Below are 15,185 nucleotides of genomic sequence, written 5' to 3'. Positions count from 1 at the left end.
CATTTTATTTGCAGTACTGGTTATAACTATAATCCATAATCTTTAAAAAACCTCCTCCCCTTTAAAAAATATTCAACAAGAATTGTCTTCCTGAAAAGTTTAACTGAATGGGTTTTTGGATTTTTCACGCGAAAGTTTTTTCTTTCTTTCGCTAAACGAGAGAAATGGCCATAAAACGAAAAATGCGCTCGCACGATTTGCCAGGTTAGCGCTGATTTTCCACTTACTAAAAACCGAATTCCGGCCACCCCGTCGAGAAGTAAGCGTAGGGGAATAACCACCAGCACTTGAGCCATCGACATATTTTTGGCAAGCATCATCAGATTATTTCGAAAGTTGAGAAAAGTTTTTCGGGGCGATTGATAGTCGAGTGTGCCTCCGCCCAAATGATATACCACTGACTTAGGCTCTACATAAAGCACATATCCAAGCCGCTGCAGTCGCCAACAGAGATCTATTTCCTCCTGATGGGCAAAAAAGGCTTCATCAAATCCACCTGCTTGCCAAAAGGCCTCTGCCCGTATGGCCATACAAGCTCCCGATGTCCAAAATACCTGTCGGGTATCGTCGTACTGTCCGCAGTCTTTTTCCAATGTTTCAAAAATTCGCCCTCTGCAAAAAGGGTAACCCAGCCAATCAACATATCCTCCGGCTGCACCTGCATATTCGAAGTAGTCCGGTTGCAACAGCGCTTTGATCTTTGGTTGCACTGCGGCAATCTGCAAGTTGCTTTGGAGAAGTTCTATCAAAGGCTTTGTCCAGCCTGGGGTCACTTTTACATCGCTGTTGATCAATAGGTATACATCTGCATTTACCTGCGATAACCCTCGATTGTAGCCACCTGCGAAGCCGTAATTCGAGTCCAATGGCACGATTTCTACCTCAGGATAATAGGCTTTCAACCATTGAACTGATTCATCCGTCGATGCATTGTCAATCACCACAATTCGGTGCCCTGAACTGTGCAGAATCATATCAGGTAAAAATTGCTGCAAATGTCGAAGGCCGTTGTAGTTGAGTATAGCTATGGCTACATCCATTCAGAAAGCGTTAAAAATCTTTATTTTACAAAGCAAGTATTTTTGCGGGCTTATATCAAAATTCAATGTTTGAAATTAAGGACGAATTCAGACTACTGTCGATTGTAATGCCCGTGTACAATGAAGGTAAAACCATTCACAAAATACTCAACCGAATTCGCAAAGCCGAACTGATCGATGGCATTCAAAAAGAAGTGATTATCGTAAACGACTGCTCGACCGACGACACAGATGAACAAATACGCGCCTACATCGCACAGCATCCGGAGATGAATATTCGCTACTTTCAACATCCGGTGAACCGGGGCAAGGGGGCTGCCTTGCGCACGGGCATTGCACAGGCCAAAGGCGAGTTTCTCATTATTCAGGATGCAGATCTGGAGTATGATCCTGCCGAATACAACATTTTGCTCAAACCAGCTGTCGATGGATTTGCCGACGTAGTGTATGGCTCGCGCTTTATGGGCGGCAATCCGCACAGGATTCTTTTCTTTTGGCACTCGATCGGCAATAAGTTTTTGACTTTTTTGAGCAATATGTTCACCAATCTGAACCTCACCGATATGGAGACGTGCTATAAGCTCTTTCGAACCTCCATCATTCAGCGAATCCACCTGAAGGAAGACCGCTTTGGCTTCGAACCTGAAGTGACAGCAAAAATTTCAAGGGTACCCGGTATTCGCATCTATGAGGTGGGCATTTCATACTACGGCCGCACCTTCGCAGAAGGAAAAAAAATCAACTGGCGTGATGGCTTCAGGGCTATTTACTGTATATTATATTACAATTTATTTGATACACGTGGGTTCGAATGACGTTGCATTGGCATCTAAGGCCATTGACCTTCATACCTTTGTCACACAAAAAAATTTTTAATGAGTTTTCTGCGGTTTATCGGCTCTAAAACATTTCTCTATCAAATACTCATCCTATTGCTGGTGGTGGTAGTAGCTGTGTATGGTTTTCTGAAATGGGCAGACTACTATACCATGCATGGGCACGAAATCGATGTGCCCGAGCTAAAAGGATACTCACTGTCAGAAGCTGAAAGTGAGTTAGAGCGCATCGGTCTAAAATCAGTGGTGCTCGACTCTTCGGAATTTTATTCTGACAAACCCATCCTAAGCGTCATCAGTCAATATCCTGCTCCTGGGGCTAAGGTGAAACCCGGTAAGGAAATCAAACTGACCATCAACCCCTCAGGGCCGCGCTTGGTAAAAGTTCCCAACCTGGTAGAGCGTTCGCGTCGGCGAGCCATTTACGACCTGGAGTCAAAGGGTTTCCGCCTGGGCCGCATTTCCTATGTGCCCTACATCGGTAAGGACATGGTCGTAGCTGCCCAGCACAACGGTCGTGAGCTTAGCCCTAACGACTATCTACCCAAAGGCTCTATCATCGACTTGGTAGTCGGACTGGGGCTTGATAACGAGTTAATGGAAGTGCCGTATTTATTGGGTAAAAATTTTACTACTGTCAAAAACATTTTACTCAGCCGCGGCCTAAACCTTGGCTTTATTGCCTTTGACTACGGCACCGATACAGCCAAAGCCTTTGTATACCGACAAGAGCCCATGCCCACACTCGATAAAACCATCATGCGCGGCAGCGAGGTCAGCATCTGGCTTACAACAGATAATACCAAAATGCCCGTTGATTCGTTAACTTATTTTAACAGTTTGGTATCGGAAGATGAAGGATTTTAGAGCATTACTGACAAGTGGGATTTTTTTAATGGTCCAAATAGGTCCTATATATGCCCAAATTAAAGAAGTGCTCAATGTGCCTCAGCGCATGCTCCTCGAAAAACCGGCCTTTAAAACTACACAGCTCGATACCATCGAATTGCCCATTATCGACGATTTTTCATACGCATCCATCTTCCCTGAGCCCACTTTTTGGGCTGATCAGTATGTATTGGTAAACAATGCCAAAGGCATAGGAATGATCACCATTGGGGTGGCGACCTTCGACGGTCTGGACGAAAAGGGCAAGCCCTACCACCCTACCCGTATCACTACTGATACCTGCGATATACTTACATCGAGGTACATTAATCTTCAGAACCGCTCTGATGTATTCCTGTCTTTTTATTATCAGCCCGGTGGCCTAGGAGAAGCACCCGAAACCAACGACAGCCTGAGTCTCTACTTCTGGAGCCCATCCGATAGCAGCTGGTACTGGGCATGGAGCGTTACGGGTTCTGGAAATGTGCTTCAACCGTTTCGTCAAGTCATTCTGCCTATCGATAACCCTAAGTTTCTGCAAAAAGGCTTTCGCTTTCGCTTCATTAGTTACGGAGCACCCTCCGGAGCTTTCGACGAGTGGCATCTCGACTACGTGCGTCTTGATGCCAATCGAAACATCAACGACACACTCATTGCAGATCCTTCCTTTACCAGAGCTCATCCATCCATTTTGAGTGGAAACTTTTCGGCCATACCCTGGTGGGTGTTTAACAACAACCAATTGCGCAGCGATGTAACACACAACTACCGAAAGAATGGGCCTCCAGGTACTCAAAACCTTGTTTTGGCCCAGTACCGAGCTTTTTACAACAATATTCTTATCGCAGCCGGCAATGGCAATCCTACTCTAGACGATACGCATCCGTACAACACGGAAATCGAATTTCTTCAACCATTTGTAAATCCCATCACTTTGCCCGGAACTCCTGCCGGAGAGTTTTCGATACTTGTGGAGAGCTTTTTTGCCGGAGCAAATGCCGGTATCCTTCGCAATGATACCGTGCGACATCTTCAGGAGTTTCGAAATTACTACGCCTATGACGACGGCTCAGCGGAGCGAGCCTTTGGCATAGTGGATCAGGCCGGTGCCATCACCCTGATCAATCTGACCCCTTTAGCACCTGATACACTTGCCGGCATTTATCTCAACTTTGTATATGCCGGGATAGATGCTACAGAAAACGATTTTAAAATCGTAGTATACCAGAACAATCAAGGTGTGCCTGGTGCTAAGCTCTATGAATCGCCGGATTGGTTAAAACCTGTTTATCCACCGCTTTACCAAACCTTTGTCCCCTACTCTCTCAGCAATCCACTATTCATCAACACGCCTGTCTTCATCGGTGTAAAACAGCGCACCATTCATCCACTCAACCTTGGATTTGATGTGCACTCTCCCCAAAGGCATCTCTTGATTTTTGGCGATGGGGCCAACTGGTATCAAAGCATTTTTCAGGGTAGCCTTATGCTTAGACCGTATTTTCGTTACCAACCGCTTAACCTCTCTGTCTCCGAAAACAAACCCAAGGCAACAGAACTGTCCATTTACCCCAATCCGGCAAGCGACCGATTATTTATTGCACAAAATGAGCCCATTTACCAACGTGTGGACATATGCAATGCCACCGGTTTGGTCGTTAAATCCACTCTTTTAAGCGAAAACATTACGGAAATTCCGGTATCTGACCTTCCGGCAGGTCTATACCTTCTTCGTTTCACTGACACGCAGGACAACACTCTACTTATCAAAAAATTCATTAAAGCGCACTAAAAAAGAAATGCTTTCGGACGAAGAACTCCTACCCGCCGGTGACGAATCGACCGAAGAACTCTACGAACACCACCGCTTTGTAGCCACACCGGGCCAAAAGCCCTACCGGGTGGACAAATTTCTCCACAACTTCATCGAAGGCTCATCGCGTACAAAAATTCAGCAGGCTGCCGATGCAGGCAACATTTTAGTCAACGGAAAGCCTGTAAAATCTAACTACAAGGTAAAAGCCGGCGATGTCGTCACAGTTGTTCTGCCGCATCCGCCCCGCGACACCGAGCTTATACCTGAAGACATCCCTCTAAACATCCTCTACGAAGACCCTCATCTGGTAGTGATCGACAAGCAGCCCGGGCTGGTCGTGCATCCCGGTGTAGGCAATCGCTCCGGCACTCTGGTCAATGGACTGCTCTATCATGTGAATAAAAATCTGCCCAAGGGCACTACCGACCCCATGAGACCTGGATTGGTACACCGCCTCGACAAGAATACCTCGGGAATCATGGTGGTGGCCCTAACAGAATTTTCCATGATGCATCTGGCGCGCCAATTCTACGAGCGCACGACCGGCCGCACCTATCAGGCCGTCGTGTGGGGCGACTTCGATCAGGATGAAGGCACCATCGTCGGCAATGTGGGTCGCAACTTAAAAGACCGCAAGGTGATGGACGTCTTTCCGCCCGAGAGCGGTATCGGTAAGCACGCTGTGACACACTACCGCGTGCTACGCCGGTTTGGTTACGTCACTTTGGTAGAGTGTCGCCTCGAAACCGGCCGTACCCATCAGATACGGGTGCACATGAAGCACATCGGCCATCCGCTCTTCAACGACTGGGAATACGGAGGTGATCGCGTCCTAAAAGGTACTCAGCACCAGAAGTACACCCAATTTATCCACAACTGCATGGAAGTATGCCCACGCCATGCCTTACATGCCAAAACCCTCTCCTTCGACCACCCCATCACCGGCCAGCGTATGACCTTCGACTCTGACCTGCCGCACGACATGGCTGCTCTGATCCAAAAGTGGGAACGGTATATTGATGGCAGAGATTTCTGATGTGTTTTTGATTTTTAACATTTATTTATGTTTTAAAATTTTGTTTTATTGTCAGGCTTTTTTTTTTTTTTTTGCCTAGCAGTCTGAATCCTAAGGCCTTAGTTAAGACCGCAAATCAATGTCTAACATTTTAAAATTAATAAAAATGAGAAATATCTTGCTTACATCCATAGTAGCAGCACTCGGTCTGCTGGCCTGTAACAAAGACAATCTGAAAACTACTCTTAGCCAACCTGATATCACAGCCCAAATCACCGAACCCATTAAGGCTGACTTTCTGCCGAATAAATGGTATCCAGATCCAGGTGAGTGCAGAAAAGAGAAAGGTGATTGTTTCGATGAAGTGGAAGTTACAGCCCTTTCTAATTCTGTGCGCTCTACGTTAGGTGAACTGCCATCAATGTCAATCGACGAAGTAGCCAATGTGTTTGCATCGGGCTTGCTGGCTGAAATCCCCGGATTTGACCTGCCTGAGTTTTCCGAAATTTATTCCTATATTAGCGCTGAAGGTGCTCTGGTTACCTCCGAACAGCATGGCAACAAAGAATACTATCGCTTCTTCGCGCCTTCGGGTGCAGAGCTCTTCGTCCTTCAATTACTGAACGAGTAAACGCATAGCTCCATAATGATCAATTTATTTCATAAAATTTCTCTGCCGGGATGCATCAGCATCCTGGCATTTTTACTTCTTTTTTCTTGCAAAACTCAAAAAAAACAACCAAATTTTGAGTTTGATTTTGAAGTAACTCTGGGGAATTTTCTCTTTGAAGATCTACGAATTCAAGGAATTACAAATGACGGAGTTTTAATTTTAAATAGAAAAACGAAAAACATTTGTTTACATACAAAAGATAGTATTAAAAACTGTGTTGATTTAAAAAAATTGACAGATTACAGAAAATTTGGTGAAATTTCCTATGTTGATACGTGTAACTACATCGTCTATATCGAAGACTCTCTTACATTTAGAGAATTTATTTACATAAAATTTGTAAAAGATTGTAATCCTATTGAGTTCAGAATTGATTACACCGGTCATTTAGATGCAGTCTATTTTCCCAGGGGATTCAGAAATTTTAATAACCATATTATAGTTTTTGAAAGACTACCTCAAGAAATAGATACTTTAAAAGTAAAGAAAGTTTCAATATTAGATTTAAGAGATCATCAAGGTAGTTTACTTAATTCTTTTGTAATAGATAGTCGTGTAAAGCAAAATACTGAATACCTTTCAATATCTTTAGACTTAAATGATGATAAAGTATATTTTGCAATAGATGGAAAAGATACAATTTATTGTATGACATCTAAAAAAATAGAGCCAATTTTTTATAAGTCTTTTCCGGGTTATAATGCTAATTGGCTTGCCTACGACGCTAAAACCAATAGCATTCTCCGTAACTATACCATCTGGGATAAAAAATCGGAACACTACATGAAAAAAGTCCTTCTCGTTTATAACCTCGATAAAAAATCTTATTACTACATTCCCGTACCCAAAAAGTTCGAGCAATTCCTCTTTCAGGCTAAAGATGGTAAAATTTATTATTACACCATTGACAATGAAAAAAATACTATCCGCTTTTACGCTCATACTATTCGCTCTTAATCAAGCTTGTCATTCCTCTCTGCCCGATGGTCTTCACCTGGAAGTGAAGTCCTCTATCCCTTCCAATAAAAACCTTCTTGTAATCTCTCCTAAACAGTGTTTTACCTGTAAACTGAGAAATATTCAGCTTATCGAGCAGGCTAAAGATGATAATTCCGCTAATTATGTCATCTTACTGCCTGGCAATTTCTCTAAAAACAATCCCCTATACGAAGGATTTGTCGTGATTTACTACGATTTAATAAAGTCGTCTTTTGATTTTGAAGACTCTTTTATTACAAGTCAATACATTCTTAAAGACAATAGAATTGTGATTCCAGACCCAAGCAATTTGAGTTCAAACCAATACAGTATCGACAAAACTGATACCTATTAAATACCTTTGCAGAGCCAAATCAAGGCCCCATAGTTCAATGGATAGAACGGAAGTTTCCTAAACTTTAAATCCAGGTTCGATTCCTGGTGGGGCCACTGAAAGTAAAAAATCCCGCAGCTTAGCGGGATTTTTCATTTTTAACAATATTCCTCGAAAGCCGAAATTAAATTTTGCGCTATCAACTCGGCAGGCCTGCCCTCGATGTGGTGTCGCTCAATCATGTGTACAAGCATACCATCCTTAAACAAAGCAATAGAAGGGGACGATGGGGGGAAGGGCAGCATGTATTCACGGGCTTTTTTTACGGCCTCCACATCGTTGCCGGCAAATACAGTGATCAGATGGTCAGGCCTTTTCGAATGTTTTACAGCCAACTTCACGGCCGGACGAGCATTGGCAGCTGCGCAGCCACACACCGAGTTTACCATCACCAGTACAGTGCCCGGTGTTTGCTTTATGTATTTTTCAACTTCTTCGGCTGTTCGAGTTTCGGTAAATCCGGCATTAACCAGATCGGCACGCATGGGAGCGATGAGTTCTTCGGGATACATGATCATAAATTTCGACAAATATATGACTTTTGGGACAGAATCTTCCGGTGACTTATACTACGGCATTGTAGTCGCTCAGTACCTTGTTTCCCTTGATGCGCTCTATGTCCTTTTTAATCTCTATAACCTGTTTTTCAGACAAAAAGCTGATTTCAAACTCCATTTCCTGTACCTCGCCCAATTCTTCATATTGCACGACGAGTACTCTTTTGAGCAAGCGATCTTCGATAGCCATATGAAGCACTTTGTCGCGTTTTACAATCAGGTACTTGTCTAAAAAATCAAACATGGAAAAGCCATTTTCAAATTCCATCACATCACTGGTGGTATCCATACGGAAATACGGCCTGCCGAGTAGGGCATAGGTCAGTACGATTAAGGTTGAAACAATCAAAAAACTGTATCCCCACAAAAATCTAAATTCGGTAAAAGTAGCTCCGGCCAGTTCGAGCAGTGAAAGGGCTGTAAGTACCAGAAAAGCTATTCGAAGCCATTTTACGTAGTTAGGTGTGGTGGTTTTCATCTTGGTGGGTTTTGGGGTTTATTTTGGAATTGCCAAGACGAGTGCCAATATCTCTGATGTTTTTAATTATCTGTTTTACTGCATTTTAAGCAAACACAATACGCCTAAATAATTCCCTAAAAAAGACTTTGTTCCAAAATTGAGAAACATATCAATTATGTGACTTTATCTTAATTTGCGAAAAAATTCTCGTAATAAGGATTCTGCCTCCTCCTGAAGGATACCACCAATTAGCTCTGTCTTAGGGTGCAATAAATTTCCCACCCGCGTGAATCCCCTTTTTTCGTCAGTAGCACCGTACACCACACGGCCAATTTGTGCCCAATAAAGCGCTCCGGCACACATCACACACGGCTCCAGGGTCACATAGAGCGTACAGTTGCGAAGGTATTTGCTGCCAATGGCGTTAGCTGCCGAAGTGATGGCAATCATTTCGGCATGAGCCGTAACGTCGTCCAGCGCTTCGGTCTGATTGTGCCCTTTTGCAATAATGACTTCTTCACTTACAATTACGGCTCCTACGGGTATCTCGCCTTTTTTGAAAGCTGCTTCGGCTTCCTTTAGCGCCAAGCGCATAAAATATTCGTGTCCGATCATGAACGTTAATCTCTTCGCTTTACCTTTGTAGTGATGAAATGGGTGCGAAATATACTCCTTTGGGCGGCTATGCTGGTGATGCATTTGCACGCTATGCTGCCCCACGAGCACTGCGTTCATCCCCTTTCTACTGAAAATCACTTCTTTGAAACACCTACATCTGAAACGCCGGAGGGTATAGTTGATTTTCTCAAAAAAATATTTTCGTTCGACATTGGTGAAAATCATTTAGATAATTTTAAAAACAACTCTTCTTACAAATCTTTTCAATTTGCCGCTGCACCCATTACAGCTCCAGTAGCGCTTTCTTTAGAAAATTCTGTTCTGTATTCCTCCTCTAAAATTACAATACCCAAACACGAGCGTCTTCACCAGTACGCATTAATCGACGCTCACTGTTTCAGAGGCCCGCCCGTATTGGGATAAATTTTCTTCGGGGTTTTCGATTCTCTTTCCATTTTCAAAAAATTTTTTGGTTTTCCTGATTATGATTCGCAAAATCATTCATTTCAGCATATTCAATCCTATATTGATCAGTGCCGGAGTAGTGTTGCTGGCCGTGTGGGGCGTGTGGTCGATGCTCCAGCTACCGCTCGACGCCGTACCTGACATCACCAACAATCAGGTGCAGATTGTCACCTTTTCGCCAGCCTTGTCGGCTGAAGAGGTGGAATACTTCATCACCGCCCCAGTGGAGCGCAAAATGGCCAACCTGCCCGGGGTAGTGGAGTTGCGCAGCATCACGCGGTATGGCTTAAGCGTGATCACCGTAGTCTTCGAAGAGCATCGCGACATCATGCGTTGCCGGCAGCTCATCGGTGAGCAGCTCAGCATTCTGAGCGACGAAATACCCATTGAATATGGTAAACCCGAAATGCTTCCGATCACAACCGGGCTTGGAGAGATTTACCAATATGTGCTGCGAGTTGACCCTGCTTACACGCATCAGTACTCCCTCTACGATCTGCGCACCATTCAAGATTGGATTGTGAAAAAATACTTAGCTGGCATCGAAGGTGTGATTGACATCTCCTCTTTAGGCGGATATGTAAAGCAATACGAAGTAGCCTACAAGCCTGAGATGATGATGCAGTACAACTTTTCTGTTGATGAACTGGTGCAGGCCATCGGCACCAACAATGCAAGTGCCGGAAGCGGTTATGTCGCTGCCGGACCTAACGCCGTGTACCTGAAAAGTGATGGCCGCGCACGCAGTGAGCGAGATATTCAGAACATTCCGCTTGGTTTGAGAGGCAACTCCGTGGTGCTTGTCTCACAGGTGGCCGATGTGCGACCTGGACATGCCATGCGCTATGGAGCCACTACAATGGATGGGAAAGGTGAAGTAGTGGGTGGCATTACTATGATGCTCAAAGACCAAAGTTCGTCGAAGGTACTTAATAACGTACATGAGCGCATGGCAAAGGTGCAGACTCTTCTGCCACCGGGTGTATCCATCGAACCGTTTCTCGACCGCTCTGAGCTGATCGGTAGAACCATCGACACCGTCATTAAAAATCTGACCGAAGGCGCCATCATTGTAGTCGTAGTGTTGGTAATTTTTTTGGGAAGTATCAAAGCCGCTCTGATTACAGCCAGCATCATTCCACTTTCGATGCTCTTTGCTTTCAGTATGATGCGGCTGGCAGGAGTATCGGCCAATCTTATGTCACTTGGCGCAATTGATTTCGGCATCATCGTGGACGGAGCTGTGATCGTAACCGAAGGGGTCATACACTTCTTCGAATTGCGCAAACCCCATTTGCTGGCTTCAAAGATTCCATTCAGAAAAGAGTTGTCTGACCACACTGCAGGCATTTACAGCAAGGCCTTCTTCGGGATTGCCATCATTTTGCTGGTGTTATTGCCCGTTCTGGCCTTCGAAGGTGTCGAGGGCAAAATGTTTAAACCCATGGTGCTGACCATATCATTTGCCCTGATAGGGTCTTTCGTTCTCTCCATCACATATGTGCCCATGCTATGTGCCCTGTGGTTAAAGCCTGATGACAAGCATTTGCCCCTTTCTGAATGGCTGCACAAGCGATTAGAGCATTTTTACACCAAATATTTACACACAATTCTCCACCATGCAAAAGCTACTGTAGCAACTGCTATACTGCTCTTTGCCACATCAGTAGTCATTTTGCTAAACAGAGGTGCCGAATTCATCCCCAGCCTCGAAGAAGGCGACCTTGCTCTGCAGGTACTCATCGAACCTGGCTCATCGCTGGAAAAAATGATTCAGACAACTACTGCAGTCGAAAAAACTCTTTTGGAAAATTTTCCCGAAGTCAAACACGTCGTGTCAAAAATTGGTGCTCCGGAAGTACCTACTGATCCCATGGCTATTGAAGAAGCGGATATCATGATCATCATGAAACCGAAGAAAACTTGGGTATCCGCTAAAACAAAAGATGAACTCGTAGAAGCCATGAAGTCAAAGCTCGAAAACACTTTGCCGGGCATTCAATTAGAATTTTCGCAACCTATTCAACTGCGTTTCAATGAACTGCTCTCTGGAAGCAAGTCCGATATCACCATCAAGGTGCTGGGTGAAGACCGAGCTGTACTCAATCGGGTAGCCGCCGAGATTTACAAAATTGCCTCAGCTACTGAGGGTGCTGCCGATGTAAAACTGGAGAAAAATACCGGCTTACCCATTCGTGTGTTTGAAATCAACCGCATGATGGCATCCACTGCGGGCATTCAAATCGACCAAATAAATACAGCTGTGCAAAGCCTTGTAGCTGGGGTTAAGGCAAGCGAACTCTACGAAAACGAACGGAAATTTGATGTGGTAGTGCGTATGAACAGCGCCACCCCAAATCTGCCTTTACACCTCATTCCGGTAAAAACAGATAAAAATAGTCTATCGCTCAGCAACTTAATAATAGAAAAAGAAATCAGCGGCACCCGACAAATCTCCCGCGAACGCGGTCTTCGGAAGGTAGAAATCGGCATAAATGTGCGCGGAAGAGACATAAAATCAGTTGTATCCGACATTGAGAAGCACGTTAAACAATCTGTAGTTTTTCCTCCAGGTGTATTGCTCGATTACGGCGGGCAATTTGAAAACCTGCAGCGCGCTACGCTAAGACTCACGTTGGTGTTACCCCTTGTTTTAATGATCATTTTATTGCTCTTGTTTATGGCTTTTAACAGCCTGAAATCCTCACTTTTGATATTTTCAGTAGTTCCGATGGCATCTATTGGCGGTGTATTCGCATTGCTGCTCCGAGGCATGCCCTTCAGCATTTCTGCTGCGATCGGTTTTATTGCTCTTTTTGGTGTAGCGGTGCTCAATGGAGTGGTATTGATGTCCGTTATCATTGACCGTCACCGAAAAAATCCAGACCATCCTTTAAAGAATATTCTCGTCGATGCCTGCTCTACGCGTCTGAGGCCCGTTCTGATGACCGGTAGTGTTGCTGCTTTAGGCTTTCTTCCAATGGCCATTAGTACATCTGCCGGAGCAGAAGTGCAACGACCACTGGCTACAGTGGTAATCGGAGGTTTAATTACAGCGACGCTCCTTACGCTTTTTGTGCTGCCGTCGGCCTACTATGTCCTGAACAGAGGCGACAAAGGCAGCTTTCTTGGAAAAACTCCAATAACCATTGTGTTACTCCTATTTGGTTTTTCAGCTTACAGTCAAAATCCAATAAAAAAACTAACGCTCGAAGAAGCCATTCAATTGGGCTTAAAAAACAATCCTTTGATTTTCAACGCCAAATCTGATATACAAATAGCTCGACTCGAAAAAATTATCGCTCTTGATCCAGGGGCAACATCAGCCATGCTTACCTATGGTCAAATCAATTACGAATTCAATGACTACAATTTAGAAATATTTCAAAACCTGCAATCAATCGGACGCCAGCTTGCATTATACAAAAGAGCAGCTCTAAGCCAAAAACAATTGATAAACAGATTTGAGATTGCCAATAAAATTCTTATTCGCGATATCACAGCCGCCTGGTATCAATGGCTCATCAGCAAATGGACCCTTCAACTCTTTGAATTTGAAAACAATCAATATGAACAACTTAAAAATTCTCTTGAAGCCCTAAAAACCAGTGGTGCAGCAAAACCTCTCGACATCATGTTACTCGAAAGCAGGTTTAGAGAAACCTCTTTACGTTATAAAACCTATTTGGCTCAACTTTCCCGAAACGAAGCTGATCTTAAATCGCTTATTGGTCTCGATCCACAAACTCAAATCGAAGTGGCCGATTCTTCTATTTCAATTCGCTACATTACTGATGGCCAAAAACTTTCCGACTTTTTTATTAGAGATTTAGAACTATCACAAGCCATTGCCAGAGCAAATCTATCCATTCAAAAGAGTTCATTTTTCCCAGATATACAATTGGGGTATTTTAATCAAAGTTTAGATGGTATCCGCAGTTTTCAAGGAATTATGGTTGGCATTCAAATTCCCTTAATTCCCCACGCAACTATTGCGCGCATAAAACAAGCTCAAATTGAATGGGTAAAATCCATTAAACAATCAGAATATTCACTAAACGAGCTAAAAAATAAAATCAAAGGCTTGGTAATATCTCTGATCGAAATCCAAAATCAACTGCAGCAATATACCGAATTCCAGCAACAATACAGCCGAAAAATTCGAACAACTGCCTTTTCAGAATTTAAAAATGGAAGTATTTCTGTCTTTGAATTTTTGCAAAGTATTTCACTTTCAACTGCCACAGAAATTAATTACTTAAATACCTTATTACAATATCAATTACTCCTTAACGAACTAAATTTTTTATCAGATGAATTCTAGTGTGATTTTTGTTTCACTTTTCTCTATTCTTCTTCTTTCTTGCTCAAATGAAGAAGTAATTCAAAAAGAAACAAATAATATTCTGCCAGAAATCGTTGAATTTTCTGAAGACGATACGAAACTAAAGTTTATAACATCGAGTAAAATAAATAGGAATTTTTACTCCGATACCATTCTATTAAATGGCATAGTATTAGCACCTCCCCAAAGTATTTTTTCTGTTTACTCTTTAACAAGAGGTTATATCGATGATGTACGCGTTTATCAAGGATCAAGAGTAAAAAAAGGAGATATTCTATGTAGAATAAAACACCCAGAAATCTTAACTATTCAACAGAAGTTTTTAAGTGATTACATACAATTAAGAACAGATTCTTTAGAATACGAAAGACAAAAACTTTTACTCAGAGACTCTGCCACATCTATTAGAACTCTTGAGATGGCTAAAAATGCATATTTTCAATCATTAGCAGTATTTAAATCACAAGAAAAATTGATAACCTCTCTTGGTTTTAATGCTAAAAACATTCTAAACGGCTCTCTCTATTCAGATGTTGTACTTCTTTCACCGAGCAATGGAGTGGTGTCAAGTGTTTTAATCAATCAAGGTTCTTACATTGAATCAAATACTCTTTTATTTACAATTCAAAATAGCGAACACTTGCATATTGAAGTTTTTGTAAGTCCATCTACCTATTCATCTTTAAAAAACATTCATACTATTTATTTTAAAACCATATCTGACAACACCTTGAGAGAAGCGGAAGTGATCAACATTTCTTCGTTTGTTGAAAACGAAACAAAATCGATAGTTATACATTGTCATCCAAAGGAAAAATCGCAAAATTTAATCGTCGGTGAATCGGTCTCAGCTTTTGCATTTTCTGACTCTTTATCAGGCTATTTGATTCCTCGAAATAGTTTGTTTATATTTGATGATAAAGAGTACATTTTCATTCAAACGAGCAATTCCACTTTTAAACTTATACCTGTACAAGTAATTAAGAGAAATTCTTCAAACTTTATCATCGATTCTGATCAGATATCGGGCTATCCAATTGTCACAATTGGAGCTGAAATTCTTAAAGAAGCTATTTTAGCTGAAGAATAATACGGAAAAA

General features: G+C 42.8%; 14 protein-coding genes and 1 tRNA gene. 11 read left to right on the top strand and 4 right to left on the bottom strand.

Features of this window, described 5'->3' with window-relative positions:
• Positions 1-26: 26 nt before the first annotated feature.
• On the bottom strand, positions 27-1,040 hold the full coding sequence (locus EIP89_RS09170; RefSeq protein WP_124398382.1) for a glycosyltransferase family 2 protein: 1,014 nt from the start codon (positions 1,038-1,040) through the stop codon (positions 27-29).
• Between the two features lie 65 nt (positions 1,041-1,105).
• Between EIP89_RS09170 and EIP89_RS09165 the strand changes: the two genes are divergently transcribed.
• The 8 genes from EIP89_RS09165 (at position 1,106) to EIP89_RS09130 (ending at position 7,696) form a co-directional block, all read left to right on the top strand.
• Positions 1,106-1,855 carry a glycosyltransferase family 2 protein gene (locus tag EIP89_RS09165; RefSeq protein WP_124398381.1) on the top strand — a complete coding sequence of 250 codons (750 nt, stop codon included), beginning with the start codon at positions 1,106-1,108 and terminating at the stop codon, positions 1,853-1,855.
• A 60-nt stretch (positions 1,856-1,915) separates the two neighbouring features.
• Positions 1,916-2,743, top strand: a complete 828-nt coding sequence (locus EIP89_RS09160) for a PASTA domain-containing protein (protein ID WP_124398380.1) — start codon at positions 1,916-1,918, stop codon at positions 2,741-2,743.
• A 28-nt stretch (positions 2,744-2,771) separates the two neighbouring features.
• Positions 2,772-4,556, top strand: a complete 1,785-nt coding sequence (locus tag EIP89_RS09155) for a T9SS type A sorting domain-containing protein (RefSeq protein WP_160160573.1) — start codon at positions 2,772-2,774, stop codon at positions 4,554-4,556.
• Between the two features lie 7 nt (positions 4,557-4,563).
• Positions 4,564-5,616: an RluA family pseudouridine synthase gene (locus tag EIP89_RS09150; RefSeq protein WP_124398378.1), complete on the top strand. Its 1,053-nt coding sequence runs from the start codon at positions 4,564-4,566 to the stop codon at positions 5,614-5,616.
• Positions 5,617-5,761: 145 nt separating this feature from the next.
• Positions 5,762-6,226 carry a hypothetical protein gene (locus EIP89_RS09145; protein ID WP_124398377.1) on the top strand — a complete coding sequence of 155 codons (465 nt, stop codon included), beginning with the start codon at positions 5,762-5,764 and terminating at the stop codon, positions 6,224-6,226.
• Between the two features lie 15 nt (positions 6,227-6,241).
• Positions 6,242-7,225 (top strand): hypothetical protein, encoded by a 984-nt coding sequence (locus EIP89_RS09140; RefSeq protein WP_124398376.1) that lies wholly within the window; start codon positions 6,242-6,244, stop codon positions 7,223-7,225.
• Positions 7,179-7,601, top strand: coding sequence for a hypothetical protein (locus EIP89_RS09135; protein ID WP_124398375.1), 423 nt, complete (start codon positions 7,179-7,181; stop codon positions 7,599-7,601). The genes EIP89_RS09140 and EIP89_RS09135 overlap by 47 nt, the downstream gene beginning before the upstream one ends.
• A gap of 23 nt (positions 7,602-7,624) precedes the next feature.
• Positions 7,625-7,696: transfer RNA gene (locus EIP89_RS09130), tRNA-Arg, on the top strand.
• A 42-nt stretch (positions 7,697-7,738) separates the two neighbouring features.
• Here the strand turns inward: EIP89_RS09130 and EIP89_RS09125 are convergent.
• The 3 genes from EIP89_RS09125 to EIP89_RS09115 all read right to left on the bottom strand — a co-directional run bounded on the left by EIP89_RS09125 (position 7,739) and on the right by EIP89_RS09115 (position 9,272).
• Positions 7,739-8,152: a BrxA/BrxB family bacilliredoxin gene (locus EIP89_RS09125; protein WP_124398374.1), complete on the bottom strand. Its 414-nt coding sequence runs from the start codon at positions 8,150-8,152 to the stop codon at positions 7,739-7,741.
• 52 nt (positions 8,153-8,204) lie between these two features.
• On the bottom strand, positions 8,205-8,675 hold the full coding sequence (locus EIP89_RS09120; protein WP_124398373.1) for a hypothetical protein: 471 nt from the start codon (positions 8,673-8,675) through the stop codon (positions 8,205-8,207).
• A 165-nt stretch (positions 8,676-8,840) separates the two neighbouring features.
• Positions 8,841-9,272 carry a nucleoside deaminase gene (locus EIP89_RS09115; RefSeq protein ID WP_124398372.1) on the bottom strand — a complete coding sequence of 144 codons (432 nt, stop codon included), beginning with the start codon at positions 9,270-9,272 and terminating at the stop codon, positions 8,841-8,843.
• A 33-nt stretch (positions 9,273-9,305) separates the two neighbouring features.
• Here EIP89_RS09115 and EIP89_RS09110 point away from each other — a divergent pair, with 33 nt between their 5' ends.
• From EIP89_RS09110 to EIP89_RS09100, 3 genes are all read left to right on the top strand, one after another.
• Positions 9,306-9,698: a hypothetical protein gene (locus EIP89_RS09110; protein WP_124398371.1), complete on the top strand. Its 393-nt coding sequence runs from the start codon at positions 9,306-9,308 to the stop codon at positions 9,696-9,698.
• A gap of 61 nt (positions 9,699-9,759) precedes the next feature.
• The gene (locus EIP89_RS09105; RefSeq protein ID WP_124398370.1) at positions 9,760-14,064 is read left to right on the top strand and encodes a CusA/CzcA family heavy metal efflux RND transporter; all 4,305 of its coding nucleotides are present in this window, start codon (positions 9,760-9,762) and stop codon (positions 14,062-14,064) included.
• The gene (locus tag EIP89_RS09100; protein WP_124398369.1) at positions 14,054-15,175 is read left to right on the top strand and encodes an efflux RND transporter periplasmic adaptor subunit; all 1,122 of its coding nucleotides are present in this window, start codon (positions 14,054-14,056) and stop codon (positions 15,173-15,175) included. Before EIP89_RS09105 ends, EIP89_RS09100 begins: the two co-directional genes overlap by 11 nt.
• Positions 15,176-15,185 lie beyond the last annotated feature (10 nt).

Source organism: Thermaurantimonas aggregans (assembly GCF_003851885.1).
GTDB classification, from domain to species: Bacteria; Bacteroidota; Bacteroidia; order Flavobacteriales; family Schleiferiaceae; genus Thermaurantimonas; species Thermaurantimonas aggregans.
The sequence above is the reverse complement of the archived record's forward strand: the minus strand, read 5'-3'. Positions and strand labels throughout refer to the sequence as shown.

Coding starts and splice junctions, on each gene's coding strand:
- EIP89_RS09170 (WP_124398382.1), bottom strand. CDS start 1,040: ATGGATGTAGCCATAGCTATACTCAACTACAACGGCCTTCGACATTTG.
- EIP89_RS09100 (WP_124398369.1), top strand. CDS start 14,054: ATGAATTCTAGTGTGATTTTTGTTTCACTTTTCTCTATTCTTCTTCTT.
- EIP89_RS09140 (WP_124398376.1), top strand. CDS start 6,242: ATGATCAATTTATTTCATAAAATTTCTCTGCCGGGATGCATCAGCATC.
- EIP89_RS09125 (WP_124398374.1), bottom strand. CDS start 8,152: ATGTATCCCGAAGAACTCATCGCTCCCATGCGTGCCGATCTGGTTAAT.
- EIP89_RS09150 (WP_124398378.1), top strand. CDS start 4,564: ATGCTTTCGGACGAAGAACTCCTACCCGCCGGTGACGAATCGACCGAA.
- EIP89_RS09145 (WP_124398377.1), top strand. CDS start 5,762: ATGAGAAATATCTTGCTTACATCCATAGTAGCAGCACTCGGTCTGCTG.
- EIP89_RS09110 (WP_124398371.1), top strand. CDS start 9,306: ATGAAATGGGTGCGAAATATACTCCTTTGGGCGGCTATGCTGGTGATG.
- EIP89_RS09120 (WP_124398373.1), bottom strand. CDS start 8,675: ATGAAAACCACCACACCTAACTACGTAAAATGGCTTCGAATAGCTTTT.
- EIP89_RS09165 (WP_124398381.1), top strand. CDS start 1,106: ATGTTTGAAATTAAGGACGAATTCAGACTACTGTCGATTGTAATGCCC.
- EIP89_RS09155 (WP_160160573.1), top strand. CDS start 2,772: ATGGTCCAAATAGGTCCTATATATGCCCAAATTAAAGAAGTGCTCAAT.
- EIP89_RS09105 (WP_124398370.1), top strand. CDS start 9,760: ATGATTCGCAAAATCATTCATTTCAGCATATTCAATCCTATATTGATC.
- EIP89_RS09160 (WP_124398380.1), top strand. CDS start 1,916: ATGAGTTTTCTGCGGTTTATCGGCTCTAAAACATTTCTCTATCAAATA.
- EIP89_RS09135 (WP_124398375.1), top strand. CDS start 7,179: ATGAAAAAAATACTATCCGCTTTTACGCTCATACTATTCGCTCTTAAT.
- EIP89_RS09115 (WP_124398372.1), bottom strand. CDS start 9,272: ATGATCGGACACGAATATTTTATGCGCTTGGCGCTAAAGGAAGCCGAA.